The sequence below is a fragment of the Stenotrophomonas maltophilia group sp. vghtpe118 genome (assembly GCF_052605195.1).
Genome location: NZ_CP199672.1, coordinates 4,075,624 through 4,102,022, shown reverse-complemented (window position 1 = coordinate 4,102,022; position 26,399 = coordinate 4,075,624). Strand labels below are relative to the sequence as shown.

The 26,399-nt window shown below is 67.8% G+C and carries 24 protein-coding genes; 10 read left to right on the top strand and 14 right to left on the bottom strand.

Going from position 1 to position 26,399, the window contains the following annotated elements; translation table 11 throughout:
• Window positions 1-179: 179 nt before the first annotated feature.
• Complete coding sequence (locus ACUDTM_RS18750) at window positions 180-2,126, bottom strand: DEAD/DEAH box helicase (protein ID WP_053497041.1); 1,947 nt, start codon at window positions 2,124-2,126, stop codon at window positions 180-182.
• A gap of 268 nt (window positions 2,127-2,394) precedes the next feature.
• Here ACUDTM_RS18750 and ACUDTM_RS18745 point away from each other — a divergent pair, with 268 nt between their 5' ends.
• Window positions 2,395-2,616: an RNA-binding S4 domain-containing protein gene (locus ACUDTM_RS18745; RefSeq protein WP_014036469.1), complete on the top strand. Its 222-nt coding sequence runs from the start codon at window positions 2,395-2,397 to the stop codon at window positions 2,614-2,616.
• Window positions 2,617-2,627: 11 nt separating this feature from the next.
• On the opposite strand, the gene ubiM is transcribed toward ACUDTM_RS18745, so the two are convergent.
• The 4 genes from ubiM to ACUDTM_RS18725 all read right to left on the bottom strand — a co-directional run bounded on the left by ubiM (window position 2,628) and on the right by ACUDTM_RS18725 (window position 6,055).
• A complete protein-coding gene (gene ubiM, locus ACUDTM_RS18740) occupies window positions 2,628-3,806 on the bottom strand; it encodes a 5-demethoxyubiquinol-8 5-hydroxylase UbiM (RefSeq protein WP_088496920.1) in 1,179 nt (392 codons plus the stop codon).
• 79 nt (window positions 3,807-3,885) lie between these two features.
• Window positions 3,886-4,275 (bottom strand): MAPEG family protein, encoded by a 390-nt coding sequence (locus ACUDTM_RS18735; RefSeq protein WP_072166838.1) that lies wholly within the window; start codon window positions 4,273-4,275, stop codon window positions 3,886-3,888.
• An 11-nt stretch (window positions 4,276-4,286) separates the two neighbouring features.
• A complete protein-coding gene (locus tag ACUDTM_RS18730; RefSeq protein WP_445391448.1) occupies window positions 4,287-4,832 on the bottom strand; it encodes a DUF4019 domain-containing protein in 546 nt (181 codons plus the stop codon).
• Window positions 4,833-4,891: 59 nt separating this feature from the next.
• Entirely contained in the window at window positions 4,892-6,055 is a 1,164-nt protein-coding gene (locus ACUDTM_RS18725) for a COG3904 family protein (RefSeq protein WP_061479514.1), read from the bottom strand.
• A gap of 534 nt (window positions 6,056-6,589) precedes the next feature.
• Between ACUDTM_RS18725 and ACUDTM_RS18720 the strand changes: the two genes are divergently transcribed.
• The 3 genes from ACUDTM_RS18720 (at window position 6,590) to ACUDTM_RS18710 (ending at window position 10,056) form a co-directional block, all read left to right on the top strand.
• Window positions 6,590-8,068, top strand: coding sequence for an AlkA N-terminal domain-containing protein (locus ACUDTM_RS18720; protein WP_445391447.1), 1,479 nt, complete (start codon window positions 6,590-6,592; stop codon window positions 8,066-8,068).
• Window positions 8,065-8,556: a methylated-DNA--[protein]-cysteine S-methyltransferase gene (locus ACUDTM_RS18715; protein ID WP_072166841.1), complete on the top strand. Its 492-nt coding sequence runs from the start codon at window positions 8,065-8,067 to the stop codon at window positions 8,554-8,556. The genes ACUDTM_RS18720 and ACUDTM_RS18715 overlap by 4 nt, the downstream gene beginning before the upstream one ends.
• Window positions 8,557-8,805: 249 nt before the next feature.
• Window positions 8,806-10,056: an alkaline phosphatase family protein gene (locus tag ACUDTM_RS18710; RefSeq protein ID WP_445391446.1), complete on the top strand. Its 1,251-nt coding sequence runs from the start codon at window positions 8,806-8,808 to the stop codon at window positions 10,054-10,056.
• Between the two features lie 99 nt (window positions 10,057-10,155).
• On the opposite strand, the gene ACUDTM_RS18705 is transcribed toward ACUDTM_RS18710, so the two are convergent.
• Both ACUDTM_RS18705 and ACUDTM_RS18700 read right to left on the bottom strand, forming a co-directional pair.
• Window positions 10,156-10,335, bottom strand: a complete 180-nt coding sequence (locus tag ACUDTM_RS18705) for a 30S ribosomal protein THX (RefSeq protein ID WP_004150462.1) — start codon at window positions 10,333-10,335, stop codon at window positions 10,156-10,158.
• Window positions 10,336-10,445: 110 nt separating this feature from the next.
• Entirely contained in the window at window positions 10,446-10,859 is a 414-nt protein-coding gene (locus ACUDTM_RS18700; RefSeq protein WP_088496916.1) for a MerC domain-containing protein, read from the bottom strand.
• Window positions 10,860-10,994: 135 nt separating this feature from the next.
• On the opposite strand from ACUDTM_RS18700, the gene ACUDTM_RS18695 reads away from it, so the two are divergent.
• The 4 genes from ACUDTM_RS18695 to ACUDTM_RS18680 all read left to right on the top strand — a co-directional run bounded on the left by ACUDTM_RS18695 (window position 10,995) and on the right by ACUDTM_RS18680 (window position 16,864).
• Window positions 10,995-13,202, top strand: a complete 2,208-nt coding sequence (locus ACUDTM_RS18695) for a TonB-dependent receptor (protein ID WP_445391445.1) — start codon at window positions 10,995-10,997, stop codon at window positions 13,200-13,202.
• A 257-nt stretch (window positions 13,203-13,459) separates the two neighbouring features.
• Window positions 13,460-14,026 carry a TetR/AcrR family transcriptional regulator gene (locus ACUDTM_RS18690; protein WP_005415802.1) on the top strand — a complete coding sequence of 189 codons (567 nt, stop codon included), beginning with the start codon at window positions 13,460-13,462 and terminating at the stop codon, window positions 14,024-14,026.
• Entirely contained in the window at window positions 14,026-15,699 is a 1,674-nt protein-coding gene (locus tag ACUDTM_RS18685) for an MFS transporter (RefSeq protein WP_227836651.1), read from the top strand. The genes ACUDTM_RS18690 and ACUDTM_RS18685 overlap by 1 nt, the downstream gene beginning before the upstream one ends.
• A gap of 10 nt (window positions 15,700-15,709) precedes the next feature.
• Entirely contained in the window at window positions 15,710-16,864 is a 1,155-nt protein-coding gene (locus tag ACUDTM_RS18680) for an HlyD family secretion protein (protein WP_061479520.1), read from the top strand.
• A gap of 94 nt (window positions 16,865-16,958) precedes the next feature.
• Here the strand turns inward: ACUDTM_RS18680 and ACUDTM_RS18675 are convergent, their stop codons facing one another.
• The 7 genes from ACUDTM_RS18675 to creB all read right to left on the bottom strand — a co-directional run bounded on the left by ACUDTM_RS18675 (window position 16,959) and on the right by creB (window position 24,848).
• Window positions 16,959-17,450 (bottom strand): Fur family transcriptional regulator, encoded by a 492-nt coding sequence (locus ACUDTM_RS18675; protein WP_005415799.1) that lies wholly within the window; start codon window positions 17,448-17,450, stop codon window positions 16,959-16,961.
• Window positions 17,451-17,484: 34 nt separating this feature from the next.
• On the bottom strand, window positions 17,485-18,888 hold the full coding sequence (gene gltX, locus ACUDTM_RS18670; RefSeq protein WP_072166846.1) for a glutamate--tRNA ligase: 1,404 nt from the start codon (window positions 18,886-18,888) through the stop codon (window positions 17,485-17,487).
• A gap of 200 nt (window positions 18,889-19,088) precedes the next feature.
• Window positions 19,089-20,681, bottom strand: a complete 1,593-nt coding sequence (locus tag ACUDTM_RS18665; protein WP_151355047.1) for a M20/M25/M40 family metallo-hydrolase — start codon at window positions 20,679-20,681, stop codon at window positions 19,089-19,091.
• Between the two features lie 155 nt (window positions 20,682-20,836).
• Window positions 20,837-21,247 carry a hypothetical protein gene (locus ACUDTM_RS18660; protein ID WP_012479575.1) on the bottom strand — a complete coding sequence of 137 codons (411 nt, stop codon included), beginning with the start codon at window positions 21,245-21,247 and terminating at the stop codon, window positions 20,837-20,839.
• A gap of 10 nt (window positions 21,248-21,257) precedes the next feature.
• Window positions 21,258-22,577 carry a cell envelope integrity protein CreD gene (creD, locus tag ACUDTM_RS18655; protein ID WP_252745364.1) on the bottom strand — a complete coding sequence of 440 codons (1,320 nt, stop codon included), beginning with the start codon at window positions 22,575-22,577 and terminating at the stop codon, window positions 21,258-21,260.
• Between the two features lie 81 nt (window positions 22,578-22,658).
• Complete coding sequence (gene creC / locus ACUDTM_RS18650) at window positions 22,659-24,119, bottom strand: two-component system sensor histidine kinase CreC (protein ID WP_334271681.1); 1,461 nt, start codon at window positions 24,117-24,119, stop codon at window positions 22,659-22,661.
• Between the two features lie 3 nt (window positions 24,120-24,122).
• On the bottom strand, window positions 24,123-24,848 hold the full coding sequence (gene creB, locus ACUDTM_RS18645; RefSeq protein ID WP_072166850.1) for a two-component system response regulator CreB: 726 nt from the start codon (window positions 24,846-24,848) through the stop codon (window positions 24,123-24,125).
• A 35-nt stretch (window positions 24,849-24,883) separates the two neighbouring features.
• Here creB and ACUDTM_RS18640 point away from each other — a divergent pair, with 35 nt between their 5' ends.
• Window positions 24,884-25,741: a 23S rRNA (adenine(2030)-N(6))-methyltransferase RlmJ gene (locus ACUDTM_RS18640; RefSeq protein WP_111201451.1), complete on the top strand. Its 858-nt coding sequence runs from the start codon at window positions 24,884-24,886 to the stop codon at window positions 25,739-25,741.
• A gap of 95 nt (window positions 25,742-25,836) precedes the next feature.
• Window positions 25,837-26,382: a GNAT family N-acetyltransferase gene (locus tag ACUDTM_RS18635; protein WP_004150340.1), complete on the top strand. Its 546-nt coding sequence runs from the start codon at window positions 25,837-25,839 to the stop codon at window positions 26,380-26,382.
• Window positions 26,383-26,399 lie beyond the last annotated feature (17 nt).

Genomic DNA, 26,399 nt, shown 5'->3' with positions numbered 1-26,399 from the left:
TGGAACCGGACCAGCCTATGACCGGCAATGTGTTGACCGTGCGAAAAAGGGGACGGAGGGGATTAAGTCGTTTTCGGCATAGGCGCATGGCCTGCCATAGACGACTTAATCCCCTCCGTCCCCTTTTCCTGTACGCCGGCCCGGGGGCCGGCGTCGCTCTGGACGGCTGTGGGTGCGGCTTAGAAGCTGCGCGGGCCGCGCGGCTTGAAGCCATCACGACGTGGCGGGCGGCTGTCGCGGTCACCGCCGCGGTCGCCCCCATGGCCACCCGGACCACCCGGACCACCACGACGCGGGCCACCGGGGCCGCCCGGACCACGCTTGTCGAAGCGCGGCTTGAACGGACGCGGGGCCGGGTTGATCTCTTCACCGGCCGCCAGCGGTCGCATCTGCAGCTGCTGGCCGGACACCCACACCTTCTGCAGGTGCGAAAGCACGTCCGGCGGCATCTGTGCCGGCAGGTCCAGCAGCGAGAAGTCGTCGTGGATGTCGATGCGGCCGATGAAACGGCTTTCCAGGCCGGCTTCGTTGGCGATGGCGCCGACGATGTTGGCCGGCTTCACGCCGTGCTGGTGGCCCACCGAAATGCGGTAGGTCTCCATGCCCTGCTCCGGCGCACCACGCGGCGGAACCTCGCGGCGCGGACGCGGCTCGAAACCACCTTCGGCGTCGTCGCGACGCGGGCCACGCTCGAAGCGCGGCCCCCGCTCGTTGCGGTCGAAGCGATCGCCACGCTCCGGGCGGTCGCCACGGTCGAAGCGCTCGCGCGGCGCGCGCTCTTCACGCGGGGCACGCACCGGCGGCTGCAGCAGGAACGGGGTATCGCCCTGCAGCATCCTGGCCAGCGCGGCGGCGATCTCGATGGCCGGCACGTTCTGCTCGTTCTCGAAGCGCTCCAGCAGCTGGCGGTAGAAGTCCAGGCCGCCGGCGCCGAGCGTTTCGCTGATACGCGAGGTGAACTTGTTGATGCGGGTGTCGTTGACCGCTTCCACGCTCGGCAGCTGCATCTCTTCGATCGGCTGGCGGGTGGCACGCTCGATCTGGCGCAGCATGCCCTTCTCGCGCGGGGTGGCGAACAGGATCGCCTCGCCGCTGCGGCCGGCACGGCCGGTACGGCCGATGCGGTGCACGTAGCTCTCGGTGTCGTACGGGATGTCGTAGTTCAGCACGTGGCTGATGCGCTCCACGTCCAGGCCGCGGGCGGCCACGTCGGTGGCGACCAGGATGTCCAGCTTGCCTTCCTTCAGCATGGCAATGGTGCGCTCGCGCTGGGCCTGCTGCATGTCACCGTTGATGGCGGCAGCGGCCAGGCCACGCGCCTGCAGCTTGCTGGCCAGTTCTTCGGTGCCGGCCTTGGTGCGCGCGAAGATGATCATCGCGTCGAACGGCTCGACTTCCAGGATGCGGGTCAGCGCGTCCAGCTTGTGCATGCCGCTCACCCACCAGTAGCGCTGGCGGATGTTGGCCGAGGTGGTGGTCTTGGCCGCGATGGTCACTTCCACCGGGTCCTGCAGGTAGGTCTGCGCGATGCGGCGGATCTGCGGCGGCATGGTGGCCGAGAACAGGGCCACCTGGCGCTGCTCCGGCAGCTTCTTCAGCACGGCTTCGACATCGTCGATGAAGCCCATGCGCAGCATTTCATCGGCTTCGTCCAGCACCAGGGTCTTCAGCTCGGACAGGTCCAGGGTGCTGCGGTCCAGGTGATCGATCACGCGGCCGGGAGTACCGACCACGATGTGCACGCCACGGCGCAGGGCCGACAGCTGCTGGCCGTACGGCTGGCCGCCGTACACTGGCAGCACGCGGAAGCCCGGGATCTTCGACGAATAGGACTGGAATGCCTCGGCAACCTGGATGGCCAGTTCGCGGGTCGGCGCCAGGATCAGGGCCTGGGGCTTGATCTGCTGCAGGTCGATGTTGGACAGTACCGGCAGTGCGAACGCAGCGGTCTTGCCGGTACCGGTCTGGGCCTGGCCCAGCACATCGCGGCCTTCCAGCATCGCCGGGATGGTGGCGGCCTGGATCGGCGACGGGGTTTCGTAGCCGATGGCGGTGACCGCCTGCATCACGGGCTCGGACAGGCCGAGCTGCGCGAACTGCAGCGGCGCTTGGGAATCTTGGGACATGGGGAACTCCGAAGGCACTGCCGTCTTCCTGGCAGTGCGATAAAAAGGGTGATGGTCCGCGCTTTGGGCGCCCTTCTTATCGCGTGCCCTGGCGCTGCTCGGTCGGAGGAGATTTCACTCGCTCAGAGCGGAATGATACCGCATTGATCCTGAACGAGGCGTACAGCTTTCCATGTGCGTGCCGTCGTGCCCCGTGCTGGCGCACAATACGCGCCCTCTCCCCGGCCCGGCCGCTGGCCTGCGCCCTCTTTCCAGGACCCCTCGCTCCATGCAGATTCTCGAATTCGACCTCGACGGCGACTACGTCGAACTCAAGCAGCTGCTGAAGCTGGCCGACCTGGTCACCAGCGGCGGCGAGGCCAAGATGGTCATCAGCGAGGGCCAGGTGCGGGTCGACGGTGAGGTCGAACTGCGCAAGGCCTGCAAGATCCGCGCAGGCCAGGTGGTCGAGTTCGCCGACAGCCAGATCCGCGTGCTGGCCGCTGGCTGATCCGAGGGTGTTCAGGCCACGCGCTGGGTCAGGTGCGAGGCGATCAGCTGCCTGAACGGCGCCACGCCCTGCGCCAGCCGCAGGCCCGCGGCCCGCAGCAGGCGTGCCGGGCGACGATCGTCGGTGTACAGGCTGGCGATCGCGTTGGTGGCCTCGTACAGCGGCCGCGACGCCAACCGATGACCGCGTTGGTAGCTGGCCAGCATGCCGGCGGCGGCAATGTCGGCACCGCGCCGCTGCTGCGCGACGATGCCCTGTGCCAGCCGCTGTGCGCTGGCCAGTCCCAGATTGAAGCCGTGCGCGGTGACCGGGTGCATGCCCACCGCGGCATCGCCGATCAGCGCGGAACGCTCGCGGACGAAACGGTGCGCGTACACCCCCACCAGCGGATACGCCTGCGGTGTGGCCACCGGCTGCATGCGGCCCAGCCGATGCTCGAAGCAGGCACTGATGGCCTCACCGAAAGCCACCTCGTCCATCGCCAGCAGTTCTTCGATCTGCCGCGGCGGCAGCGTGATCACCGCCGATGCCTGGCCCTCGTTGAGCGGCAGCAGCGCCATGGTGCGGCCGTAGGCGAACCACTCCCAGGCCGTATGGTGATGGTCGCGCTCGACCTGCATGCGGCATACCAGCATCGACTTGCCGAAGTCGCGCATCTGCGCACCGATGCCAAGCATGCGGCGGGTGGCGGAGAAGCGGCTGTCAGCCGCGACCAGCAGGCGCGCGTGCAGTTGACTGCCGTCATCGAGTCTGACCACCTGGCCCTGCGCATCGGCCTGCACGCCCAGCACCTTGCGCCCGTCGAACAGCTCCAGCCCATCCTGGCCCTGCACGGCGTCCCAGGCGGCGCGGCGGATCAGGTGGTTGGGCACCAGCCAGCCCAGCGGCTGGCCATCAACCTGGCTGCTGGCGAAGGTCAACGCGAACGGCGAGCCGCCGTTCATCACCCTGGCATCGCGCAGCTCGGCGACTTCGGCCTGCGGCAGCCGCTGCCACAGCCCCAGTTGCTCCATGCTCTGCCGCGAGGCATGGGTCAGCGCGATCTCGCGGCCATCGAAGGCGGCGTCGGCCAGGGCCTGGCGCGGCTGCACTTCGACCAGCCCGACCTGCAGGCCACTGCCGGCCAGCGCGCGCGCGAAGCACAGGCCCGCCGGTCCGGCGCCGACCACCACCACGTCCATCCTGCGCATGCGCGCCTCCTGCCGTTGATTCAGTCCGGGCCAGCATAGCGCCGCGCGCCTGAGCGGCCTTGATCTGGATCAGGCCGACTTACAGAAGTGCGAACACGAGCGCCAGGATCGACAGCAGCGATACGAGCCAGACCAGGCTGCGCACGTAGGGCACGCCCGCGGCATACAGCGGCAGGTAGACCACACGCGCCCAGACGTAGGCCTGCGCAGCCAGCGCCGTGGTGTCGTTGCTGCGCCCGGCCACGACCACTGCGATGGCGGCAGCGGCGAAGAACGGGAAGGTTTCCAGGAAGTTGGACTGCGCACGCTGCAGGCGGCCGGCCAGCGGGCTGAGCGGCTTTGAATTGCCATCCCGTGCCGAGGCATTCCACTTCATCCCGCGCTCGCGGGTGACCACGGTGGAGGTGGCGAAGATGTAGACGAAGCCCAGCAGCACCGACCAGGCCAGCATCGTCAGCTCAGTTGCCATCGTTCATCTCCTCAGGGCGCCGACGCGCGCAGGCTGTAACCGGCCAGGCGCCAGACCTGGTCTTCGTCGAAGCGGAACGAGACCAGCTCGCGCACCGGCTGCGCGCTGTTGGCGAAACGGGTCGGGAAGCTGACGTTGATGTACAGCCCTTCCGGCACTGCGGCGCCGGGGCTGTACTTGACCCGGGTGATGGTCGGCTGGCCACGCCCGGCCAGCGCACCCAGGCGCGTGCGCTCGGCGGCCAACTGGCTGACGAAGGTGGCCTTCGGCACCGCACGGCGCGCGACGGCCGAAGCGCCATCCCACAATTCGCCGGAGCGGTTGGCATCGACCAGCTGCGCCGCCTTCAACGCAGCCGCGCCCATTTCCGCGTCCTGCTTCTGCACCTGGGCCTGCTGCGCAGCGGTCAACGCCGGGGCACCTGCCGTGGCGGGCTTCGCGGCCGCCGGCGATGCCGGGGCCGGGCGCGCGGGTGCCGGTGCCGGCGTGGCCGGCGCAGGTACCTGCGCCAACGCAGTCAGGGGCAGCAGGGACAGCAGCAGGAGCACGCGCTTCATGGACACCGCCGGTTCTGGAGGAAAGGACCGCAGTCTACGCCAGCGCAGTGAGCGGTTCGTCAGCGCGCGTGGGCGTTGCCTTCCACCGCCGCCGCATCGGCCTGCGCGGCCGGCGTGCCGGTCTCTGCTGGCGCCTGTTCGGCCACCGGCGGCGGCTCCGGCGGCGCTGGTGGCAGCGTCGCCACATCGATCTCCGACAGCGGGCTTTCGTCGGGGCAGACCGCGTCCGGGAAGCCGAAGCGCTGCTTCAACGCCTGGCCGCAGCTGTTGATCGACTCCATGTCGGCGCCTTCGCGCTTGCACTGCTGGTCGAAGGCGACCAGGAACGCGTCCTTGCGCTGCACGAAATCGTCGCCGCAGGCACGCATCTGCTTGATCCGTTCCAGATCGTCCTGCACCGCATTGGTGCCATCCAGGCCGTACTGGCGCAGTTCGTCCGGAGTCAGCAGCCGCAGGCTGCGGTTGGGCACGGTCATCATCAGATCGGCCACACCGACCGCCACGCCGTTGCGTTGCAGGTAGTCCTTCACGTTGTCGTAGACCTCGTGCAGCTCGCGGTTGAGCTCGGCGCGCGAGGTGGCCTTGGAACTGATGCGCATCATGCGGTGGATGCCGACCTTGCCCGACAGCAGGCGGTTGTCGCCGGCGGCCAGCACGAACACGCAGGCGCTATGGCAGATCGAGCCTTCGCGCACCCAGATGGTCCAGCCCGATTCACCGATGCTGTCACCGGCGACAATCGCCGACTCCACCTGCCCCCCGCTGGAATCCAGATCGAGGATGCGCTTGTGGATCTTCTGCTCGTCAGCAACCACGGCCAGTCGCCACATCATCTCGGCGAAGCCCGGATTGATCTTGCCGGCGTAACGCACGCGCATCAGGCCGCGCTCGGCGCACGGGGCCAGCGCCTGGGTGATCTGCTCGCGCTGCAGGCCTTCCAGCTCGACACCGTCGCCGGCATCGCCAGCATATTCCGTGCTGCAGCTGACCCAGGCACGGCCATTCTCAAGCTGCGCCTGCGGCCACGGCCGATCCGCCTGGCTGCGCGGCGGCGCTGGCGGTGGCGGTGCATCGGCCGCATTGATCGACACCATGTTCTCGCCATCGCTGGCCGGCGCCCGCGCAGCCTTGTCAGCAGCGGTCACATTGCCTGGATTTTCCAGCTGGCTGCAGCCCGCCAGGGCCAGGCACAACAGGGGCAACCAGCGGCGTTTGGCGGACATCGGGCAACCAGTCTTCACGTGAGCAGGAGCCACAGTCTACCCGTCCGGGGGACGCATTCAGCGCGTGGCACTGAACCCCTTGTGACCCCCTGGTTCCATCCATTTCATTACAGCGTCTTCCACCACCCCATCCACGCATGGCGTGGATCTACCGTGTCGACCAAGGTCGACACCTACCAGAGCGGGATGCCCTTCCGGCAGGCCGCGGGAAACTGTCGAAGGCGGGGTGGATCCGGTGGCAGGGGCGTGAGCGCCATGGATGGCGCGACCGAGCTTCCATGGGTGAGGGCGCTTTGTTTGCGAAGCACTGCTTCGCAAGCGCCCGAACGCCCAGCCGCCAGCGGCTGGGCCGGGCCCCGGAGGGGGACTTGCAGCGTTCCCTGCCACCGGACCCACCCCGCCCTCCCCCAGGAAGCCCGCTGTTGTTGTTGCTCTGGCCTCCGCGGGTGCAGGGCGCAGCCCAGCCTGACCCCCTTCAGCATCCATGTCCGAATGTGGCGAGTATCGCCGCCCGCGCGGGCCTAGACTCGCGCCATGGACACCGCCCTCGCCCTCGACACCGCCGCCTGCGACCGCGCCCGCCTGGCCCGCGACGCACGCTTCGACGGCGTGTTCTTCACCGCCGTGCGCAGCACCGGCATCTACTGCCGCCCGGTGTGCCCGGCACCGCCACCGAAGCCGCGCAACATCACCTACTTTCCGACCGCCGCGGCCGCCGCGGCCGCTGGGTACCGTCCCTGCCTGCGCTGCCGCCCGGAATTGGCACCGCAGGCCCAGCAGGCCCTGGCCGGACAGACCGTGCAGCGGGCACTGGCGCTGATCCAGGGAGGCTTCCTGCAGGAGCAGCCGGTGGCCGATCTTGCAACGAAGCTCGGCCTCAGCGCGCGCCAACTGCAGCGCCTGTTCGTCGAACATCTCGGCGCGACGCCCGGGCAGATCCACGCAACCCATCGCCTGTTGCTGGCCAAACAGTTGCTGACCGAAACCACGCTGGCGGTGACCGACGTCGCGCTGGCTGCCGGCTACAACAGCCTGCGCCGCTTCAATACCGCGTTCCTGCAGGGCTGTGGGATGGCGCCGACCGCCCTGCGTCGCCAGCATCAACCGTTGGCTGCAGATGATGGCGGCCTGGTGCTGCGCCTGGGCTACCGTCCACCACTGGACTTCCCACGCATGCTGGCCTTCCTGCGCAAACGCAGCCTGCCCGGCATCGAACTGATCGGCGAAGACAGCTACCAGCGCGTACTGGGCACGCCGGAGCGCCCCACCCTGCTGCGCGTCACCGCCGATTCGAAACGGCCGGAACTGCGCCTGCAATTGGGCGCGGTGGATCCGCGCCTGATCCCCGACATCGTGCGCCGCGTGCGTCGGGTGTTTGATCTGGATGCCGACCTGCAGCAGGTCCATGCCGCGCTGGGCGAAGAACCGCTGCTCGCGCGTGGCATCGCCGAACGCCCCGGACTGCGCGTGCCCGGCGGCTGGGATGGCTTCGAGGTGGGCGTACGCGCGGTACTCGGGCAGCAGGTCAGCGTGGCCGCGGCCACCACCTTCGCGCGGCGCCTGGTCGATGCCTACGGCGCACACCTGCCGGGCATGCCATCGGAATTCGATCGCCAGTTTCCCGCGCCCGAGGTACTGGCCGAGGCACCATTGGAATCCATTGGCCTGCCGCGCAGCCGCGCGGCCACCGTGCGCGCCCTGGCCGCCGCCTGCGCCAGCGGCCGGCTCGACTTCGGGCCCGGCCAGGCCTTGGAGGAATTCGTGGCCCGCTGCGTTGCACTGCCCGGCATCGGCCCCTGGACCGCTCAGTACATTGCCCTGCGCGGACTCGGCCAGCCCGATGCCTTCCCGGCCGGCGATCTTGTACTGCAGCAGGTGCTCGGCCACGCCCAGGGCCAGCGCCTGAGCGAACGTGCGACCGAAGCGCGCTCGCAACCGTGGCGCCCGTGGCGCGCCTACGCGGTGCTGCACCTGTGGCACCTGTCCGGCACGTTCGTTGGAGAACCGACATGACCCTGTTGTTCGATCGTTTCGACAGCCCGATCGGCGTATTGACCATCGCCGGTGACGAGCGTGGTCTTGCGCACGTGCTGTTCCCCGAGAACCGCCACCCCGCGCGCGGGCGCGACGGCTGGCAGCATGCACCAGGTGCATTGCCGGAAGCGCGCGAACAGCTGCTGCAGTTCCTGCACGGTGAACGCAGCCGGTTCGACCTGCAGCTGGCACCACGAGGCACGCCTTTCCAGCTGCGCGTGTGGCAGGCGCTGGCGTTGATTCCGTTCGGCCAGACCTGGAGCTATCTGCAGTTGGCGCAGCACCTGGGCCAACCCAGCGCGACCCGTGCGGTCGGTGCAGCCAACGGGCGCAACCCATTGCCGATCATCCTGCCCTGCCACCGCGTGATCGGCAGCAACGGTGCACTGACCGGCTTCGGCGGCGGCCTGGAAACCAAGGCCGCGCTGCTGCGGCTGGAACAACGCCAGGCCCCGCTGTTCGCCTGAGAGGGCTGGCCGGGCTGCGCCCGGCACCCGCAGAGGCTAGAGCAACAGCAACAGCGGGCTTCCTGCGGGGAGCCAGGGTGGGTCCGCGCCATGCGTGGATGGAAGCATCAGGAATACGTCTGGAGAAAAGCCCCCTGCTTGTTGAAGGGGGGCGCCGACAGGCGCGGGGATAAGGAAAAATGCGCGGAGACGGCGCGCAATAGTGAGCCGTGTCTTGGGCGCGTCATTACCTCGCACTATCATGCGCGGATGACTTCCGTACGCCTGACCTGCGCGCTGGCGCTGCTGCTGCCCTTGGCCGCCTGCACCACCGCGCCTGCCCCTTCCGCCTCCGTTCCCACACCCGTCGCTGCGGCGGCACCGCCCAAGCTGCTGCTGATCTCCATCGATGGCCTGCGTGCCGACGCGCTGGATCGCGGCCTGACCCCGAACCTGCAGCGACTGATCGACGGCGGCGTGCGTGCACGCTGGATGACCCCGTCCTATCCGTCACTGACCTTCCCCAACCACTACACCCTCGTCACCGGCCTGCGCCCGGACCACCACGGCATCGTCAACAACAGCATGGACGATGCAACCCTGGGCCGGTTCGAGCTGAGCAATCGCGAAGCGGTGACCACCAGTGGCTGGTGGGGCGGTGAACCGATCTGGGTCGGCGCCGAGAATGCCGGCGTTCGGTCGGCCACCACCTCATGGCCGGGCAGTGAATCGGAGATCCGTGGCGTACGCCCCAGCCAGTGGCGCATCTACGACGGCAAGGAACCGCTGGAACAGCGCGCCGACATCGTGCTCGATTGGCTTGCACAGACCGACGCCGATGCCCCCCGCCTGACCACGCTGTACATGGAACACGTGGACAAGGCCGGCCACAACTACGGCCCCGAATCGAAACAGTATGCCGACGCCATCGTGCGCGCCGACCAGATCGTCGGCCAAGTGCTCGATGGACTGCAGCAGCGCGGCCTGGCCGCGACCACCAACGTGATCGTGGTCTCTGACCATGGCATGGCCAGCGTGCCGGTCGGCCAGGTGATCGCCACCGAATCGATGGTCGACCCGGCGATTGCGCGCAATGTCAGCCAGGGCCAGTCGGTCGGCTTCGCACCAGTGGTCGGCCATGAAGCCGCCGCCGAACGCGCTCTGCTCGGCCGCCACGCGCACTACGAATGCTGGAAGAAAGAAAAACTGCCGGCGCGCCTGCACTACGGCACCCATCCGCGCATTCCCGCCATTGTCTGCATGATGGATGAAGGCTGGGATGCCCTGCATCAGGAAAAGATCGCCAAGCGCGAACAGCAGGACCGCGGCTCGCACGGCTACGACAACGCGCTGCCGTCCATGCGTGCAGTGTTCGTGGCCAGTGGTCCGTCGTTCCGCCAGGGCCTGGTGATCGATGGCTTCGACAATGTCGATGTCTATCCACTGCTGGCGCACCTGCTGCAGGTGCCGGCCGCGCCGAACGACGGCAACCCGGAAACGCTGAAGAAGACCCTGCGCTGATCCGGTTGTAGCGCCGAGCCCACGCTCGGCTCACCGGACAGGCATAAAAAAACGCGGCGCCAGGCGCCGCGTTTTCTTTAGACCGGTCGTTCGGCCGGATCAGGCCTTGGCGACGGCCTTCTTCGCCACGGCCTTCTTCGCCGGAGCCTTGGCCACGGTCTTCTTGGCAACCGGGGCGGCGGCGCCTACGGCGACCTTGCTCGCGGTATGCGAACGGGCGTTGCCGTAGCTGGCGTTGTAGCGCTTGCCCTTGGCGGTCTTGCGGTCACCCTTACCCATGTCTTCAACTCCTCAAGTGTGAAATCTGGTTACCCCGTACTGACACGGGTTCGGCGGGGCCGCCTTGCTGGGCGCCCCCGCGCACGATCGAAAATCCTATCACGGAGCGCCTAGTGCGCGCAGCTGGCGTCGTGTACGTGGCCGTGGTTCAGGCGCAGGTTGACCAGATGGGCAACGCCCACCAGCAGGCCACCGATGGTCATCACCACCGCATGCGGCACGGCGTTGTGATGCAGCGGCTCGTACAGCACGCCGGCCCACAGCGCGACCAGGCCGGGGATCAGGAAGCCCAGCGCACGCAGCGCGCCGTGGCGGCGGTAACCCCAGACCAGGCTGAACAGCCCAAGCAGGGTCACGAACAGCACCAGCGCCTGTTCGACGCCGTCGCTCAGCCAGAACGACAGGCCCAGCGAGGGCGCTGCCGCCAGCAGCACCGGGATGACTGCGCAATGCACCGCGCACAGCATCGAACCGGTGGCACCGAAACGGTCGAGCAGGTGGCGCAGGCGTGGGGACAAGGACATGACTTCCAGCAGGGTCGGCGAATCGTTATGGAATAATATAACATCCCTCTCCGACCCGCACGCTTTCCCTCCCCCTGTCCCATCGACGGGATTCGTGCGCCCCGCGATTGATACAGTGTAACAAAGGACCCATCCATGCCCGCCCACACCGCACGGCTCAAGCCGCATTCCCTGGCCCTGGCCCTCGCCGCCCTGCTGCCGTCCGTCGCCTTTGCAGCCGGTCAGGACACCGCCCATCGTGACCGCCACCTGACCGAGCTGTCCTCGGTGCAGGTCACCGCGTCGCCGCTGCAGGGCGATGCCGAATCCCTTGCGCGCCCGGTGGAGGTGCTGGCCGGTGAGCGCCTGGACGAACAGAAGGCCGGCACCCTCGGCGATACCGTGGCCAAGCTGCCCGGCGTGCAGAGCACCTTCTTCGGCCCCGGCGTCGGCCGCCCGATCATCCGTGGCCAGGAAGGCCCGCGCGTGGCCGTGCTGTCCAACGGCATGGGCAACATGGATGCGTCCACGGTCAGCGCCGACCACGCCACCAGCATCGAACCGTTCCTGGCCGACCAGATCGAAGTGCTGAAGGGCCCGGCCACGCTGCTGTTCGGCAGCGGTGCCATCGGTGGGGCGGTCAACGTGGTCGATGGCCGCATCGCGCGCGAGCTGCCCGAGCGCCCGCTCAGCGGCCGCGCCGAGCTGCGTGGCAATTCGGTGAACAACGAGCGCAGCGGCATGTTCCGCCTCGATGGCGTCAGCGGCAATGTCGTGCTTCATGTGGACGGCCTGGTGCGCAATGGCGACGACTACCGCATTCCCGGCTATGCGGTGATCGACAGCCTGGAAGACCACCACGACGACCACGACCATGATCACGCGGGCGAGGAAGGCGAAGAGCCGCGTCGCGGCCGCCTCGAGAACAGCTCCATCCGCACCCGCGCCGGCGGCGTCGGCGCAACCTGGCTGGGCGACGGCGGCTACTTCGGCGTGTCGGCCAGCACCTACCGCACCAACTATGGCATTCCCAACGGCGCGCACGTGCACGCCGACGGTGATGATCATGGGCATGACCATGGTCACGACCATGGTGATGAAGAGGAAGGCGGTGACGAACACGACGTGCGCATCGACATGGTGCAGAACCGCTTCGAGACCAAGGCCGGCATCTACGACCCGGTCTCGTTCCTGAAGAACATCAACGCGCGCGTGGCCTACACCGACTACGAGCACGTGGAGCTGGAGGCCGGCACACCGTCCACCCGCTTCACCAACCGCGGCATCGAGGCACGCCTGGAAGCGGTACAGCAGCAGATCGGCGGCTGGGACGGCGCCTTCGGCCTGCAGTTCGGCAACAGTGATTTCGGTGCCAAGGGCGAAGAGGCGTTCGTTCCGGATACCGGCACGAAGAACATCGGCCTGTTCGTACTGCAGGAAAAGCAGTTTGGCCCGTTCAAGCTGGAACTGGGTGGCCGCCACGACCAGGTCAAGCTGGACCCGACCGGTGACTACCGTCGCCGCACCTTCGGCGCCACCAACCTGTCTGCCGCTGGCATCTGGAAGCTCAACGATGCGGTTGACCTGCGCATCGGCGTGGACAGCTCCGAACGTGCACCGACCAACGAGGAGCTGTATGCCGCCGGCGCGCACATCGCCACCCGCTCGCTGGAAATCGGCGATGCCAACCTGAAGACCGAGCGCGGCCAGCGCGTGGAACTGGGTATCCACACCCACAGCGAACGCCTGGACTTCTCCGCCTCGGTCTACCAGACGAAGCTCAAGGACTTCATCTACCTGGCCGACACCGGCGTTACCGAGGGGCTGCCGGTGCGCGCCTGGACCCAGCAGGACGCGGTGTTCCGCGGCGCCGAGGCCGAAGCGCTGGTGCACCTGTTCGAGGGCGGCGCCGGTGACTGGGACCTGCGCGTGTTCGGTGACTACGTGAAAGCCAAGCTGGATGGCAGCGGCAGCCGCAACCTGGACATCGCCGTGCCGCACGGCGACCACAACCACAATTACAACGTGGAACTGGCCAACACCGGCTACCTGCCGCGCATCGCCCCGGCCCGCGTCGGCGCCGACCTGCGCTGGTCGAAGGACGGCTGGCGCGCCTCGGTCGGTGCGGTGCGCTACAGCCGCCAGAAGGACGTGGCGCAGAACGAGGAGCCGAGCGATGGCTACACCCTGGTCGATGCGCACCTGGCCTATCGTTGGGACCGCAACGCCAGCAACAGCTACGAAGTCTTCCTGGATGGCAGCAACCTGACCAACCGCGAAGTGCGCCCGCATACCTCGCTGCTGCGCGACTACTCGCCGCTGCCGGGCCGTGGGGTCGCATTCGGCATCCGCGCGTTCTTCTGATCGGATGCAGGGGGGCGGATCCCTTTCCGCGGGAAAGGGCTCTGCCCCCACTCGCCCTTTCAACGCATGGCGGGGCCGCACCACCAATACCATTCTCTCTCCCGGGGGGCCGTCTGGCCCCCCGTTCCTTTATGCGTGAGCGAGGTCGCGGCGCCCCCGCTCACACACCCGTCACAAAGATGTGCGTACCACAACAAGCGGACAATCCCGTCACCCAATGTCTCGCCAATCGGACACTTTTGTCCGAAAATAATTCCATGACTGCCCAACGTGCCGATGCCGCTGCCCGCCGTGCCCTCATCCTCGACGCCGCCGATCATGTGTTCGGCCAACACGGTGTCACTGCCCCACTGGACCTGGTGGTCGAACGCGCCCAGGTGGGCCGCGCCACCCTGTACCGCAACTTCCCCGACCGCACCGCGCTGATCCAGGCGCTGCTGCAGCGCACGGTTGATCGCATCCGGCGCCAGGTCGAACAGCTCGGCGACCGCGACGACGCCCTGTTCGAGGTGTTCGAGGGCATGGCCCAGCGCATCATCGATTCGCCGGCACTGGCCGATTACTGGCGCGCGGTCGATTCGGACGTGCCGGCCATGCGCGCGGCGCGCGAGACCGTGCGCGACCTGCTGGAGGAACCGATCGCCCGCGCCAAGGCCGCCGGACTGTGCCGTGCCGACCTGGAAAAGACGGATATTTCACTGATCTCGGGCATGCTGGGCGCAGCCCTGCGCGGCAAGACCCGCGACGAGCGCGCCCACCTCGCCGGGCGCGCCCTGCAGCTGCTGCGCGGGGGTCTCCAGGGAGCAACCAGCGAGGCGCGCTGATGGTCCAGCCGTATCTGAAGCCGGTTCCGGATTGGGAGGAGCACGAGAAGCCGACCATGCCCGGCTCGGCGTCGATGCCCTGGCACCCGCCGTACCGGCGTGCGGCCTATGCGCTGGTATCGTTGCTGGTGGCGATCACCGGCGGCCTCGGCAATGCGCTGGTCACCGCCAACCTGCCGTTCCTGCAGGGCCAGCTGGCGCTGACCCCGACCCAGGGCAGCTGGCTGGTGGCGGCCTATGCCATGGTCAACGTCACCGCCAACCTGCTGGCCTTCAAGTTCCGCCAGCAGTACGGCATCCGCCTGTTCGCCGAGATCGGGCTGGGCCTGTATGCGGCGCTGGCGGTGCTGCACCTGTTCGTCGGCAGCTTCGAGACCACGATGCTGACCCGTGCCGCCAGCGGCTTCGCCGGCGCGGCCTGTTCGACACTGGGCACGCTGTACATGCTGCAGGCGCTGCCGCGGCGCTTCACCGGCAATCTGCTGGTGGTCGGCGTCGGCCTTTCGCAGCTGGCGGTGCCGATCGCCTGGATCGTTTCACCAGGCTTGGTGGATACCGGCCAATGGCACCAGCTCTATTCGTTTGAAGCCGGGCTGGCGCTGTGTGCGTTCGCCGCCGTGGTGGTGTTGAAGCTGCCGCCGGGCATCCAGGTGAAGGCGTTCGAGCCACTGGACTTCCTCACGTTCGCGCTGCTCGCCCCGGCCGTCGCCCTGCTGGTGATCGTGCTGGCGCAGGGCTACACGCGCTGGTGGCTCAACACGCCGTGGCTGGGCTGGGCCCTGGTCGCGTCGATCGTGCTGTCCACCACCGCCTTGATCATCGAGCACTACCGGCGCAATCCACTGCTGCAGATCCGCTGGCTGTCGACGCTGCCGGTGCTGCATTTCATCGTCGGCGCCTTCCTGATCCGCTTCCTGACCACCGAGCAGTCCTATGGCGTGGTCAACCTGATGCGCACGCTCGGCATGGGGCCTGACCAGATGCGGCCGCTGTTCGTGGTGATCCTGGCCGGGGTGATCGTGGGCATCGCCGGTGCCTCGCTGACCTTCGGCCCGAAGCGGCTGATCGCCCAGCTGCTGATGGCGATCCTGCTGCTGGGCGCTGCCGCCTTCTTCGACCAGCACCGCACCAGCATGGATCGGCCGCACGATTTCTACGCCAGCCAGTTCCTGGCCTCGGTCGGCGCCGGCATGTTCATGGGCCCGTTGATCATGCTCGGCATTTCGGCGGCGTTGAAGCAGGGGGTGGACCACATCGTCACCTTCCTGGTGACGCTGTCGATCACGCAGACGCTGGGCGGCCTGGCCGGCTCGGCGGTGCTGGGCACCTTCCAGCTGCATCGCGAGCAACTGTACTCCAGCGCGCTGACCAGCCAGCTCGACCCCGCCGATCCGGTGGTGGCACAACGCCTGCGCATCCAGCAACAGCTGTACAGCGCACAGATCACCGACCCGGTGCTGCGCAGCGCGCAGGGCAGCGCGCAGCTGGCGCAGACCACGCGCCGCGAAGCCAATGTGCGCGGCTTCAATGATGTGTTCACCCTGAGCGGTTGGCTGGCGATCGGTTTCCTGTGCTGGTTGCTGCTGCTGTCGCTGCGCACCGCCGTGCTCAAGCAATGGCGCAAGCGCCACCCCACTTCACCCGTTGCGGCCACCCCGGCCGCACACCGCTGAGTCCTCCGCCATGCCCCCCGTTCCGCCCCGATCCGACGACGCCGACAATGTGACTCCACCGCCGCCGACCGACGCGGCACCTGCGCCCACGCCCGTGGAACCGGCAGTCGCGCCGAAGTATCTCAAGCCCAGCGCGCGCAGCGTGGTGGTGATGGTGGTGGTGGCCCTGCTGGGCATTGCGCTGATCCTGCGCGCCTGGCATCTGTGGCCGTTCACCAGCAGCGTGATGGTGACCGACAACGCCTATGTGCGCGGCCAGATCACCGTGATGGCGCCACAGGTCAACGGCTATGTGACCGAAGTGCTGGTGAAGGATTTCCAGCATGTGAGGCAGGGCGAGCCGCTGCTGCGCATCGATGACCGCATCTATGCCCAACGCGTCGCCCAGGCGCAGGCGACGCTCGACAGTGCGCGCGCGGCGCTGGCCAACTCCGACCAGTCGCAGGCGCAGAACCGTGCGCAGATCGCCTCCGCGCGCGCCACGCTCTCGGCCGGGCAGGCCGAACTGCAGCGCTCGCGCAACGAGCTGAAGCGCTACGAGGAACTGGCCGCGCAGCAGCTGGTGTCGATCAATGACCGCGACAAGTTCCGCACCAGCCAAGCCTCGGCGCAGGCCAGCGTGCAGCAGTCGCAGGCGCAGATCCGCATCGCCGAGGAAACACTGGTGTCGACCCAGGTCGCGCGCAAGAGCCTGGAGGCCCAGGTGGAAAGCGCACAGGCGCAGCTGGAACTGGCCCGCATCGACCTGGCCAACACGGTGATCCACGCACCGCGCGACGGCCAGATCAGTGAAGCCAGCGTGCGCGTGGGCCAGTATGTCGCCGCCGGTTCGCAGCTGCTGTTCCTGGTACCTGACACACTGTGGGTGGTGGCCAACTACAAGGAAGGCCAGACCTGGGGAATGGCGATCGGCCAGCCGGCCACGTTCTCGGTCGACGCGTTCCAGGGCCAGGTGCTGAGGGGCCGCGTGCAGGAGATCGCGCCCGCCACCGGATCGGAGTTCAGCGTGTTGCGCCCGGACAATGCCAGCGGCAACTTCACCAAGGTGGTGCAGCGGCTGCCGGTGCGGATATCGATCGATGAAGGCCAGAAGCTGGCCGCGCAGCTGCGGCCCGGCATGTCGGTGATCGTGCGGGTGGATACCGCAGGCAAACCGAAGGACTAGCCCTTGTCATGAAACGGGGTCAGATCCCTTTGCCAATGGCAAAGGGATCTGACCCCACTCAGGATGCCGGCCAGCGGCCGGCACTACCATTGCGTTACCCCGCGCAGCGCGCGCAGAGACCGTGGACTTCCAGCGTCTGCGCCTGCGGCTGGAAACCCAGCTCCTTGGCGCGCTTCTCCAGCTGGCTGACGATCTCGCGGTCTTCCAGTTCCACTGCGCTGTGGCAGCTGTTGCAGATCAGGAATGGCACCGAATGCGCAGCGCTGCTTGGATGATGGCAGGCCACGAAGGCATTCACCGACTCCAGCTTGTGCACAAAGCCATTGGCCATCAGGAAGTCCAGCGCGCGGTACACGGTGGGCGGGGCATCAGCGCCCACGCCCTTGCCGTTACGCACCCATTCCAGCAGCTCGTAGGCCTTGACCGGCTTGCCGGCCTCGGCGATCAGCTTCAGCACATTGGCGCGGATCGGGGTCAGGCGCAGCCCGCGTTCGCGCGAGACACGCTCGACCACCGCCACGAAATCCGATGCGTCGTGGACGTGGTGGTGCGGGGCGGTACAGGCAGTGGCGGTCTTGGCGGGCATGCGTGTTCTCCGGTTCGGGCCTGGCAAGGATGCCTCAGGCCGTTGCTACCTTGGTGATGGCCACATCAATGCGTTTCAAGGCCTGCTCGCGGCCGGCCAGGTAAACGGTATGGGAAATGTCAGGGCTGACCTGGGTGCCGGTGATGGCCACGCGCAGCGGCTGGGCGACCTTGCCCATGCCGATTCCCAGCGCTGCGGCCGCGTCGTGCAGGGCGACGCCCACCGACTCGGCGGTCCATTCCGGCAGCGCGGCCAGCAGCTCGCGGGCCTTGCCCAGCGCCACCTCGGCACCGGCCTTGAAGTGCTTGGCCACCGCCGCTTCATCGTATTCGGTCAGCGGCTGGTACCAGACCACGGCCTTCTCGGCCATTTCCTTCAGGGTCTGCACGCGTTCACGCAGGGCGATCACCACATCCTCCGGAGCCGGGCCGGCGGCCACGTCCAGCCCCAGCTTCTGCAGCTGGTAGACCAGGTGCGGCACGATCGCGGCCACCTCCTCGGTCTTCAGGAAGTGCTGGTTGACCCAGCCCAGCTTGGCCATGTCCAGGCGCGAGGCCTTGGAATTGCAGTCCTTCACGTCAAACAGGTCGATCAGTTCCTGGCGGCTGAACAGCTCCTGGTCACCATGCGACCAGCCCAGGCGGGCCAGGTAGCTCAGCAGCGCATCGGGCAGGTAGCCGGCGTCCTTGTACTGCATCACGTCAGCCGCACCGGTGCGCTTGGACAGCTTGGCGCCCTGCTCGTCCAGGATCATCGGCATGTGGCCGAACTTGGGCACCGGCGCGCCGATGCCTTCATACAGGTTGATCTGGCGCGGGGTGTTGTTGATGTGGTCGTCGCCGCGGATGACCTCGGTGATGCCCATGTCCCAGTCGTCCACCACCACCGCGAAGTTGTAGGTGGGGTAGCCGTCCGGGCGGAAGATGACCATGTCATCCAGCTCGCTGTTGGCGATCTCGATGCGGCCCTTGATCAGGTCATCGAACACCACCGTGCCTTCCAGCGGGTTCTTGAAGCGGATGACGCGGTTCGGGTCGTCCCGGTAGGGCAGGCCCAGATCGCGCGCAGCGCCGTTGTAGCGCGGCTTTTCCTGCCTGGCCATGGCGGCCTCGCGCATGGCATCCAGCTCCTCGCGGGTCTCGTAGGCGTAGTACGCCTTGCCCTCGGCGATCAGTTGCTCGGCCACTTCCCGGTAACGGGCGACGCGGTCGGTCTGGTAGATCGGGCCTTCGTCGTAGTCCAGGCCCAGCCACTCCATCGCCTCCAGGATGGCGTCGATTGCGCCCTGGGTGCTGCGTTCGCGGTCGGTGTCCTCGATGCGCAGCACGAACTCGCCGCCGCGGTGACGGGCCTCCAGCCAGCAGTACAGCGCGGTGCGGGCACCACCGATGTGCAGGTAGCCAGTGGGACTGGGGGCGAAGCGGGTGCGGCAGGTCATGGACGGCTCGAGGAACGGGAATCCCCCGATTTTACCAGCCCACCGCCCCCGACGGAAAAAGGGGACGGAGGGGATTAAGTCGCGATTGCCCAGCCCTGGGAAAAAGGGGACGGAGGGGATTAAGTCGCGATTGCCCAGCCCTGGGGTGCTGTAACCGGGAAGCGGAGGGGCAGATACGACTTAATCCCCTCCGTCCCCTTTTACGGTTCTGCCTTTCGCGGGAACGACGGCTCGCGCATTGCGGCGTTGTAGGCGAACGAAGCGACGATGGCCGCGGCCTGCTTCAGGTCTTCCGGTTCGGCGTGGTCCCAGGTGTCCAGGTGGCTGTGGTGGACGTTGGTGAAGTAGTCCAGCCGGTCCTGGATGAACTGGAAGCCCGGCAGGCCGATGCGATCGAAGCTGATGTGGTCGGTACTGCCGGTGTTGCGGGTGGCCACGGTGGTGGCGCCCACGTCATGGAACGGCGCCAGCCAGGCTTCGAAGATCGGCATCGCCGCCAGGTTTTCCTGCGCGTAGATGCCACGGAAGCGGCCCGAGCCGTTGTCCATGTTGAAGTAGACCTGGAACTTGCTGTAATCGCGGGTCTTCTGCAGTGCACCGGTCGGCTCGCGCAGCGACGCCGGCAGCGCTTTCTGGGCCGCGTCAGTGGGTTCGGGGAAGCGACCGAAATGCTTGGCCACATAGGCCTGCGAGCCGATCAGGCCCTGCTCCTCGCCGCTCCACAGCGCCACGCGGATGGTGCGCCTGGGCTTGGCGCCGGTGGCCTTGAGGATGCGCATCGCCTCCATCATCACCGCCACGCCGGCGGCGTTGTCGGCCGCACCGGTGCCGCTGTGCCACGAATCCAGGTGCGCACCGATCATCACCACTTCATCGGGCTTGCTGCTGCCGCGGATCTCGGCCAGCGTGTTGTAGCCGGGCTGGTCGGCCTCGTCGGTGAAGCGCGCCGCTACATCCACGCGCAGGCGCACCGTCTGCTTGGCCTGAAGCGCGCGCACCAGCGGATTGAAGTGTTCGCTGATCATCGCCAGTTCGGGGATGCCCACCGGCTCACCGGCCTTGCGCGAACCGCCGCCGGCAACGCGGATGATGCCGTTGTCCCAGCTGCTGATGCTGATCGAGGCCAGCGCGCCCTCTTCCACGAAGAAGGCATTGACCTTGGCCGCCAGCTGCTGGCGTTCCTGGTATTCCTTGACCCGCTTGGCGCGCTCGGCGGTGGCGTCCTTGTCCTTGGGCAGGGTGAACTCCTGCAGGCCCTCCAGCGAGGTGGCGTCGTGGCGGTGCGAATCGGGCTCGGTGCCCCGCTTGTATTCGCGTGCCTCGCCCAGCAGGAGGATCTTGCCGCGCAGCTTGCCGCGGTACTTCTCGATGTCTTCGGGCTTCTTGATGTCGACCTGCATCAGCTCGCCTTCGACCGGGCCCTTCGTACCGGGGGTCCAGGCCTTGGGCAGCGCATGCAGCGGCTGCACGCGGTCACCCAGCATTTCCACGCTCGCCGAGGTGAATTCCCAGCCACGGCCGAAATCATCGAAGGCTTCGTCGTGGACGTTGTCCAGCTTCCATTCGTTGAACTTGCCGCGGGTCCACGCATTGGCGCGGCCCATCGCCGGCGAATTGCTCAGGCGCGGGCCGATGCGCTCGGTGAGATAGCTGAAGGTGTCCATCACCTGCGAACGGTGGAACGCCTCCTGGCGGATGCGGCTGACCATGTCCAGGTCCACCGTCTCGCGCTGCTGCGCCCCTGCATTTCCACCCATCACCAGCGCTGCGGCCAGCACGCCCCACTTCAACACATCGCACCCCTGCCCTTCGGCTCGATCATCAACCCATCGAGTCTAGCCAGCCGGGGCGCGGCGATACCGTCCCATCGGTCATGGACGGCGCGGAAGCGTGCGAACCAAGGTTCGCACCCACAGGAGAGTGATTGGGTCGTACCCGCAAAGCCGAATCACCCGCTCCATCCCAACCACAACTGCGCCCGCTCCGGCAGCAACAGCAACCAGTGCCGCCGGTCGATGCTGCTGCAGCCGTACACCGCCGCGTGTGCCGGCCAGTCATCCGGAAGGCCGCCGATGCCGATCTCGGCCAATGCCTCCGCGCCGGCCTTCCATGGCCGGTAGCGCGGCACCCGGCCGGCCACCGCGCCGCGTCCCTGCCGCGCACCCTGCAGCCAACGCAATCCCTGCCCCTGCAATCCTTCGCAGGTCACCGCCGCCAGCTGGAAGCGGACCAGGCCGGGGGCGATCCGCGCCCCCGGCAGGGCCGCCAGCACGCCATGTGCCTGCAGCAGTGCATCCACTTCCAGCAGGGCCGGAATGCCCTGCCGTGCCCGTTGCCGCAATCCCTGGCGCCAGCCCATGGCGTGCTCCTTACTTCAGGTCCGCGCCGAGCGCGTACCAGTCGACCCGGCGGGTCACCCACATCGCCAGCGCCAGGATCACGAACAGCAGCAGCGACCCCATCAGCAGTGCGTTGTTCTCCGACACCAGCAGGCCATACAACGCGCCGTACAGCACGGTCAGCAGGGCCGCGAAGCCGAGGCCGCGCTTCCAATGGCCCAGCACGTTGGCCAGGTACACCGCCTGCAGGCCGATACAGGCCACCGCCGAAACCAGGTAGGCCTTCCAGAACGCGATGTGTTCGGACAGGCTGATCAGCAGCAGGAAGAAGATTGCCAGCGCCAGGCCGACCATCAGGTACTGCAGCGGGTGGATGCGCAGCGACTTGATCAGCTCGAACAGGATGAAGCCGACGAAGGTCAGCAGCACGAACAGCACGCCGTACTTGGACGCACGGTCGGCCTGGGTGTAGGTATCGACCGGATCGACCAGCGACACCGTAACCGCCTGCGAGTCGACCGAACCTTCATTGCGCAGCTGCCGCTGTGCGTCGGAGGCCAGCGAGGACACCGCCCAGCGCGCGTCGAATCCCTGTGCATCAACGCGCCGCTCGTTGGGCAGGAACGCACCGCTGAACGACGGATGCGGCCAGCTCGAACGCAGCGCGATGTGGGTGTCATCGCCTACCGGCACCACCGACAGCATGCGGCTGCCATCCAGGCGCAGCTCCAGTTCAACGGTGCTGGCCGCCAGCGTGCCGCCCTGATCCGCAGCGAAACCGGCCACCGGCGCATGCAGGCCACGGCCGACTTCACTGGCCACGCCGACGCCCGGCAGCAGGCGCAGCTGCTTGCCATCCACGCGCAGGTTCGGTGTACCGACCAGGCCGCGCACATCGGAAATTCCCACCGCCACATACGGCTTGCCATACGTGCGCCCTGCCTTCACCGGATAGTCGTCAGCGGCGAAGCTCGCCTTCATCTGGCCGTTCCAGCTGTACACGGGCACCTTGAACAGGCCGACTTCGCGCTGGCTCGGCAGCATCTCGCCACTTACCGCCAGCGACGCCGGCATCTGCAGCCAGTGCCCCTCGGTGACCTGCACCTCGGTCTTCTTGACGCCCAGCGGGTCAACCAGTTCAACCTGCTTGCGTTCCACCCACGGCACCACCCGCACCGGGCCCACCAGCTGCTGCGTGCCCGCACGGCTGTCGGCCACCCGCGCAAAGGCCTCGTCGCGGTACTGGCTGCGTTCGGTGATCACCCCGCGGATCATCATCAGCGGCACCAGCAACAACAGGATCAGCCCGCCGACAATGGCGAACCGCAGCAGCATCTTCAGGGATTTCATGGTCCATCCTCGTTGGAGAGAGCTGCAGGATGGACCGCTGCGGTGAGCAGGGTTTGTGGCGAATTTGAAGCGAGTGTGAAGTCAGCGGCGCGGGCGCTGGCCCGCAGCACCCAACGGCAGCCACAGGCCTGCCACCGTGCCACCGCCATCGCGGGCGTCGAGGCTGGCGCGTCCGTCATGCAGGCGAGCCACTTCCTGCACGAACGGCAGGCCCAGGCCGGAACTGCGCCGGCCGCTGCCGGGGCGGGCCAGCGAATAGAAGCGTTCGAACACCCGTTCGCGCGCGTAGTCGGGAATGCCGGCACCGCGATCCGCTACCTGCAGGCGCACGCCCGGCCCGTCCACCTCGGCCTGCAGCGCGATGTCCGCGCCGGGCGGTGAGAAAGCAATGGCGTTGTCGATCAGGTTGTGCAACGCCTGCCGCAGCAGATAGGCATCACCCTGCACGCGCATGTCGGGCACGCTGCCGATGCGCACCTGCACGCCGGCCGCCTGCGCGCGCACCTGCGCGGCCGCCGCTGCGTCGGCCAGCAGCGTGGGCAGCGCGATCGGATCGCGGGTCTGCAGCCAGCCGTGCTGTTCCACTTCGGCCAGCGCCAGCAGCTTGTCGATCGTCTCGGTCAGCCGCTCCTGTTGATCAACGATGCTGCGTGCGAAATGCACGCGGTCGGCCTCCGGCAGCGGCTCCTGCAGCAGCTCGGCGGCACCGCGGATCGCCGCCAACGGACTCTTCATTTCATGCGTCAGCGACTGCACGTACTGCTCGACGTAGGCCTTGCCCTCCAGCTTGCGGCGCATCGTTTCCAGTGCCTGCCCCAGGTCGCCGATCTCGTCGCGGCGACGCCGCGGCGGTGGCACCGGTTCGCCGGCGCTGACCGCCCGTGCATAGCGGCTGAGCTGGCCAAGGCCCGTGGTGAGCCACATCGTCACCAGCACGCCGACCAGCGCCGACAATCCGATCAGCCAGGCGCCGCGCTCGATGATGGCGCGCTGGCTGGCCGCAATGAACGGATCGATGCTGCGGTTGGGCTGGGCCAGGCTGAGCACGCCGATCAGGGTGCGGCCATCGGCCGGGTCGTATACCGGCGCCGCCACATGCATCACCGTATCGCCTTCTTCGCCTGGCACTTCCGGGCTGGAGCGGGCGCCGTACTCGCCACGCAGGGTGCGGTAGACATCGTTCCAGCGCGAATTGTCACGCCCCAGGTCGCGGCCCAGCGAGTCGTAGATGACGATGCCCTTGGCATCGGTGATGGTCACCCGGTAGTCCAGTGAGCGCTTGGGAAAGCGCCAGACCATCGCCTTCAGGTCACGCTGCCGCGCCTTGGCCAGGTTGCGGGTGAAGCTGCCGCTGCGGATGGTGCCGTCCTTGACATCGGCCGCCGCCATCTCGGCCAGCACGTTGGCGGCATCGACCAGGGTCGATTCCATCGCCTGGCGCACACCCGGCTTCACTTCGTTGACGAACACGCGCATCACGAAGAACGCGGCGATGCCGGTGATCAGGAAGAAACCGAGGAACAGCTTCAGGACCAGGCGCATCGGCTAGACCTCCAGCGCGTAGCCAAGGCCACGGTGGGTGCGGATCGGATCGTCGCTTGCACCGGCGGCGCGCAGCTTGGCGCGCAACGTCTTTACATGGGTGTCGACGGTGCGGTCGGCACTGTCGGCGCTGCTGTCCCAGCCCCGATCCATCAACTGGGCACGACTGAGAATGGCGCCCGGCCGCTGCAGCAGCGCCTCCAGCAACGCGTACTCGTAGCGGGTCAGGTCCAGCGCGTGGCCGCGGAAGCGGATGCGCCGGCCTTCGCGGTCGATGGCGAAGGCACCATGTTCCTGCCAGCCCGCATCGGCGCCGGGGGCTGCCGCGACCGGTGCGGCGCGACGCAGGCGCGCACGCACCCGCGCCACCAGCTCACGCGGCGAGAACGGCTTGGTCATGTAATCGTCGGCGCCCAGTTCCAGGCCCAGCACGCGGTCCACTTCATCGTTGCGGGCGGTCAGGAAGATCACCGGCAGCTGGGCCGCCGGCCCGGGCTGCGCGCGCAGCCGCCGGCACACCTCGAAACCGCCCAGGTCGGGCAGGCCCACGTCCAGCACCACCACGTCGATATCCCCGGCCTGCAGGCGCTTCAGGGCCTCGCCACCGAGCAGGCAGTGGCTGGCGGCATAGCCCTCGCTGCGAAGCGCATAAAGCACGGTTTCGGCGATGGCGGCTTCGTCCTCGACGACCAGGACATGGGCAACAGGAGCTGTCATGGCGCGCAGCATAGCCGCTGCGGCCGCCGCCCCGTACACTGCCGCCCATGAACTATCGCCACGCCTTCCATGCCGGCAACCACGCCGATGTGCTCAAGCACATCGTGCAGCTGGCCCTGATCGACAGCTTCAAGCGCAAGGACAGCCCGTTCTTCGTGCTCGATACCCACGGCGGTGCCGGCCGTTACCTGCTGGCCAGCGAAGAGAGCCGCAAGACCCTGGAGGCCGAGTCCGGGATCATGCGGCTGATGGCCCAGCCCAGGCTGCCGGAGGTGGTCGAGCGCTACCTGAAGGCGGTGCAGGCCGACAATCCGGTGGGCGCGTTGACCAACTACCCGGGCTCGCCGCTGCTGAGCGCACAGGCCATGCGTGCGCAGGACCGCATGGCGGTCTGCGAGCTGCAGGAAGCCGAAGCGGCCACGCTGAAGGCCCTGTTCGCCCATGACAGCCGCGTCGATGTGCGCCCCGGCGATGGTTACGCCCTGCTGCGCTCGCTGCTGCCGCCCAGGTTCAACGGCAGCAAGATCGGCCGTGGCCTGGTCCTGATCGACCCCCCGTACGAGGCCCAGGACGCCGAATACCAGAACATCCTGGCCGCCCTGGCCGAGACCCTGGCACGCTGGCCGCAGGCCACCTGCGCGGTCTGGTTCCCGATCAAGCAGCGCCGCACCATCCTGCACTTCCTGCGCAAGGCCACCGCCCTGCCGGTGAAATCGGCGATGACGATCGAGTTCCTGGTGCGCCCGGACGACTCACCGCTGCGCCTCAACGGCAGCGGCATGCTGCTGCTCAACCCGCCGTGGCAGTTCGACCGCGTGGTCGGCCCGGCCCTGCCGGCGCTGCGCCAGCACCTGGGCGAACCCGGGGCCAGCACCCGCCTGGACTGGCTCAAAGCCCCCGAATAACGGCCTTCACGAGGCTGTACCGCCGTGAGCCTTTCGTTCACGGAACGCAGCCCCGGTGATGCCACAATCGATGGACCACCAAGGAATCACCCGGTATGGCCACTCGCAACCGCATGCCGCCCTGGCATGAGATCTTCAAGGCTCCCAGCGGCCACGAGCTGCTGATCCGCCCCATCCGCCCGGAAGATGGCGCACCGCTGCAAGCGGCATTCAGCCTGTTCGGGCCGGAAGAAATCCGTGATCGTTTCCTGCAGGCGGTGACCGAGCTGTCGCCGGAAACCACCCAGCGCCTGACCCACCCCAACCCCAAGACCGAGATCACCCTGGTCGCAGCCGAGTCCCTGCCCGCTGGCGAAGCGGTGGTCGGCGCGGTCGCCCGGGCCTCGATCATCCCCGGCACCCGTGAAGCCGAGTACGCGATCCTGATCAGCCGCTTCCTGATCGGGCAAGGCCTGGGACGGCAGCTGATGCGCAAGCTGGTGAAGTGGGGCCGTGGCAAGTACCTGGACCGCCTGTACGGCGACGTAGCCGCCGAGAACGAACCGATGAAGCAGCTGGCCGCGTCGCTGGGCTTCAAGCCGGTGCCGCACCCGACCGGCGCCGAAGGCCTGGTCCGGATGGTGCTGGAGCTGGACAACTGACGGATGCGCCGGGCCCT

What these genes read in the sequence shown, in the direction of transcription:
- ACUDTM_RS18635 (WP_004150340.1), top strand. Translation starts at nt 25,837, where the DNA reads ATGGCCACTCGCAACCGCATGCCGCCCTGGCATGAGATCTTCAAGGCT.
- ACUDTM_RS18640 (WP_111201451.1), top strand. Translation starts at nt 24,884, where the DNA reads ATGAACTATCGCCACGCCTTCCATGCCGGCAACCACGCCGATGTGCTC.
- ACUDTM_RS18680 (WP_061479520.1), top strand. Translation starts at nt 15,710, where the DNA reads ATGCCCCCCGTTCCGCCCCGATCCGACGACGCCGACAATGTGACTCCA.
- ACUDTM_RS18735 (WP_072166838.1), bottom strand. Translation starts at nt 4,275, where the DNA reads ATGGCAACTGAGCTGACGATGCTGGCCTGGTCGGTGCTGCTGGGCTTC.
- ACUDTM_RS18725 (WP_061479514.1), bottom strand. Translation starts at nt 6,055, where the DNA reads ATGTCCGCCAAACGCCGCTGGTTGCCCCTGTTGTGCCTGGCCCTGGCG.
- ACUDTM_RS18700 (WP_088496916.1), bottom strand. Translation starts at nt 10,859, where the DNA reads ATGTCCTTGTCCCCACGCCTGCGCCACCTGCTCGACCGTTTCGGTGCC.
- ACUDTM_RS18690 (WP_005415802.1), top strand. Translation starts at nt 13,460, where the DNA reads ATGACTGCCCAACGTGCCGATGCCGCTGCCCGCCGTGCCCTCATCCTC.
- ACUDTM_RS18705 (WP_004150462.1), bottom strand. Translation starts at nt 10,335, where the DNA reads ATGGGTAAGGGTGACCGCAAGACCGCCAAGGGCAAGCGCTACAACGCC.
- ACUDTM_RS18720 (WP_445391447.1), top strand. Translation starts at nt 6,590, where the DNA reads ATGGACACCGCCCTCGCCCTCGACACCGCCGCCTGCGACCGCGCCCGC.
- ubiM (WP_088496920.1), bottom strand. Translation starts at nt 3,806, where the DNA reads ATGCGCAGGATGGACGTGGTGGTGGTCGGCGCCGGACCGGCGGGCCTG.
- ACUDTM_RS18660 (WP_012479575.1), bottom strand. Translation starts at nt 21,247, where the DNA reads ATGGGCTGGCGCCAGGGATTGCGGCAACGGGCACGGCAGGGCATTCCG.
- ACUDTM_RS18710 (WP_445391446.1), top strand. Translation starts at nt 8,806, where the DNA reads ATGACTTCCGTACGCCTGACCTGCGCGCTGGCGCTGCTGCTGCCCTTG.
- ACUDTM_RS18750 (WP_053497041.1), bottom strand. Translation starts at nt 2,126, where the DNA reads ATGTCCCAAGATTCCCAAGCGCCGCTGCAGTTCGCGCAGCTCGGCCTG.
- ACUDTM_RS18685 (WP_227836651.1), top strand. Translation starts at nt 14,026, where the DNA reads ATGGTCCAGCCGTATCTGAAGCCGGTTCCGGATTGGGAGGAGCACGAG.
- ACUDTM_RS18715 (WP_072166841.1), top strand. Translation starts at nt 8,065, where the DNA reads ATGACCCTGTTGTTCGATCGTTTCGACAGCCCGATCGGCGTATTGACC.
- ACUDTM_RS18730 (WP_445391448.1), bottom strand. Translation starts at nt 4,832, where the DNA reads ATGAAGCGCGTGCTCCTGCTGCTGTCCCTGCTGCCCCTGACTGCGTTG.
- creC (WP_334271681.1), bottom strand. Translation starts at nt 24,119, where the DNA reads ATGCGCCTGGTCCTGAAGCTGTTCCTCGGTTTCTTCCTGATCACCGGC.
- gltX (WP_072166846.1), bottom strand. Translation starts at nt 18,888, where the DNA reads ATGACCTGCCGCACCCGCTTCGCCCCCAGTCCCACTGGCTACCTGCAC.
- ACUDTM_RS18695 (WP_445391445.1), top strand. Translation starts at nt 10,995, where the DNA reads ATGCCCGCCCACACCGCACGGCTCAAGCCGCATTCCCTGGCCCTGGCC.
- creD (WP_252745364.1), bottom strand. Translation starts at nt 22,577, where the DNA reads ATGAAATCCCTGAAGATGCTGCTGCGGTTCGCCATTGTCGGCGGGCTG.
- ACUDTM_RS18745 (WP_014036469.1), top strand. Translation starts at nt 2,395, where the DNA reads ATGCAGATTCTCGAATTCGACCTCGACGGCGACTACGTCGAACTCAAG.
- ACUDTM_RS18675 (WP_005415799.1), bottom strand. Translation starts at nt 17,450, where the DNA reads ATGCCCGCCAAGACCGCCACTGCCTGTACCGCCCCGCACCACCACGTC.
- creB (WP_072166850.1), bottom strand. Translation starts at nt 24,848, where the DNA reads ATGCTGCGCGCCATGACAGCTCCTGTTGCCCATGTCCTGGTCGTCGAG.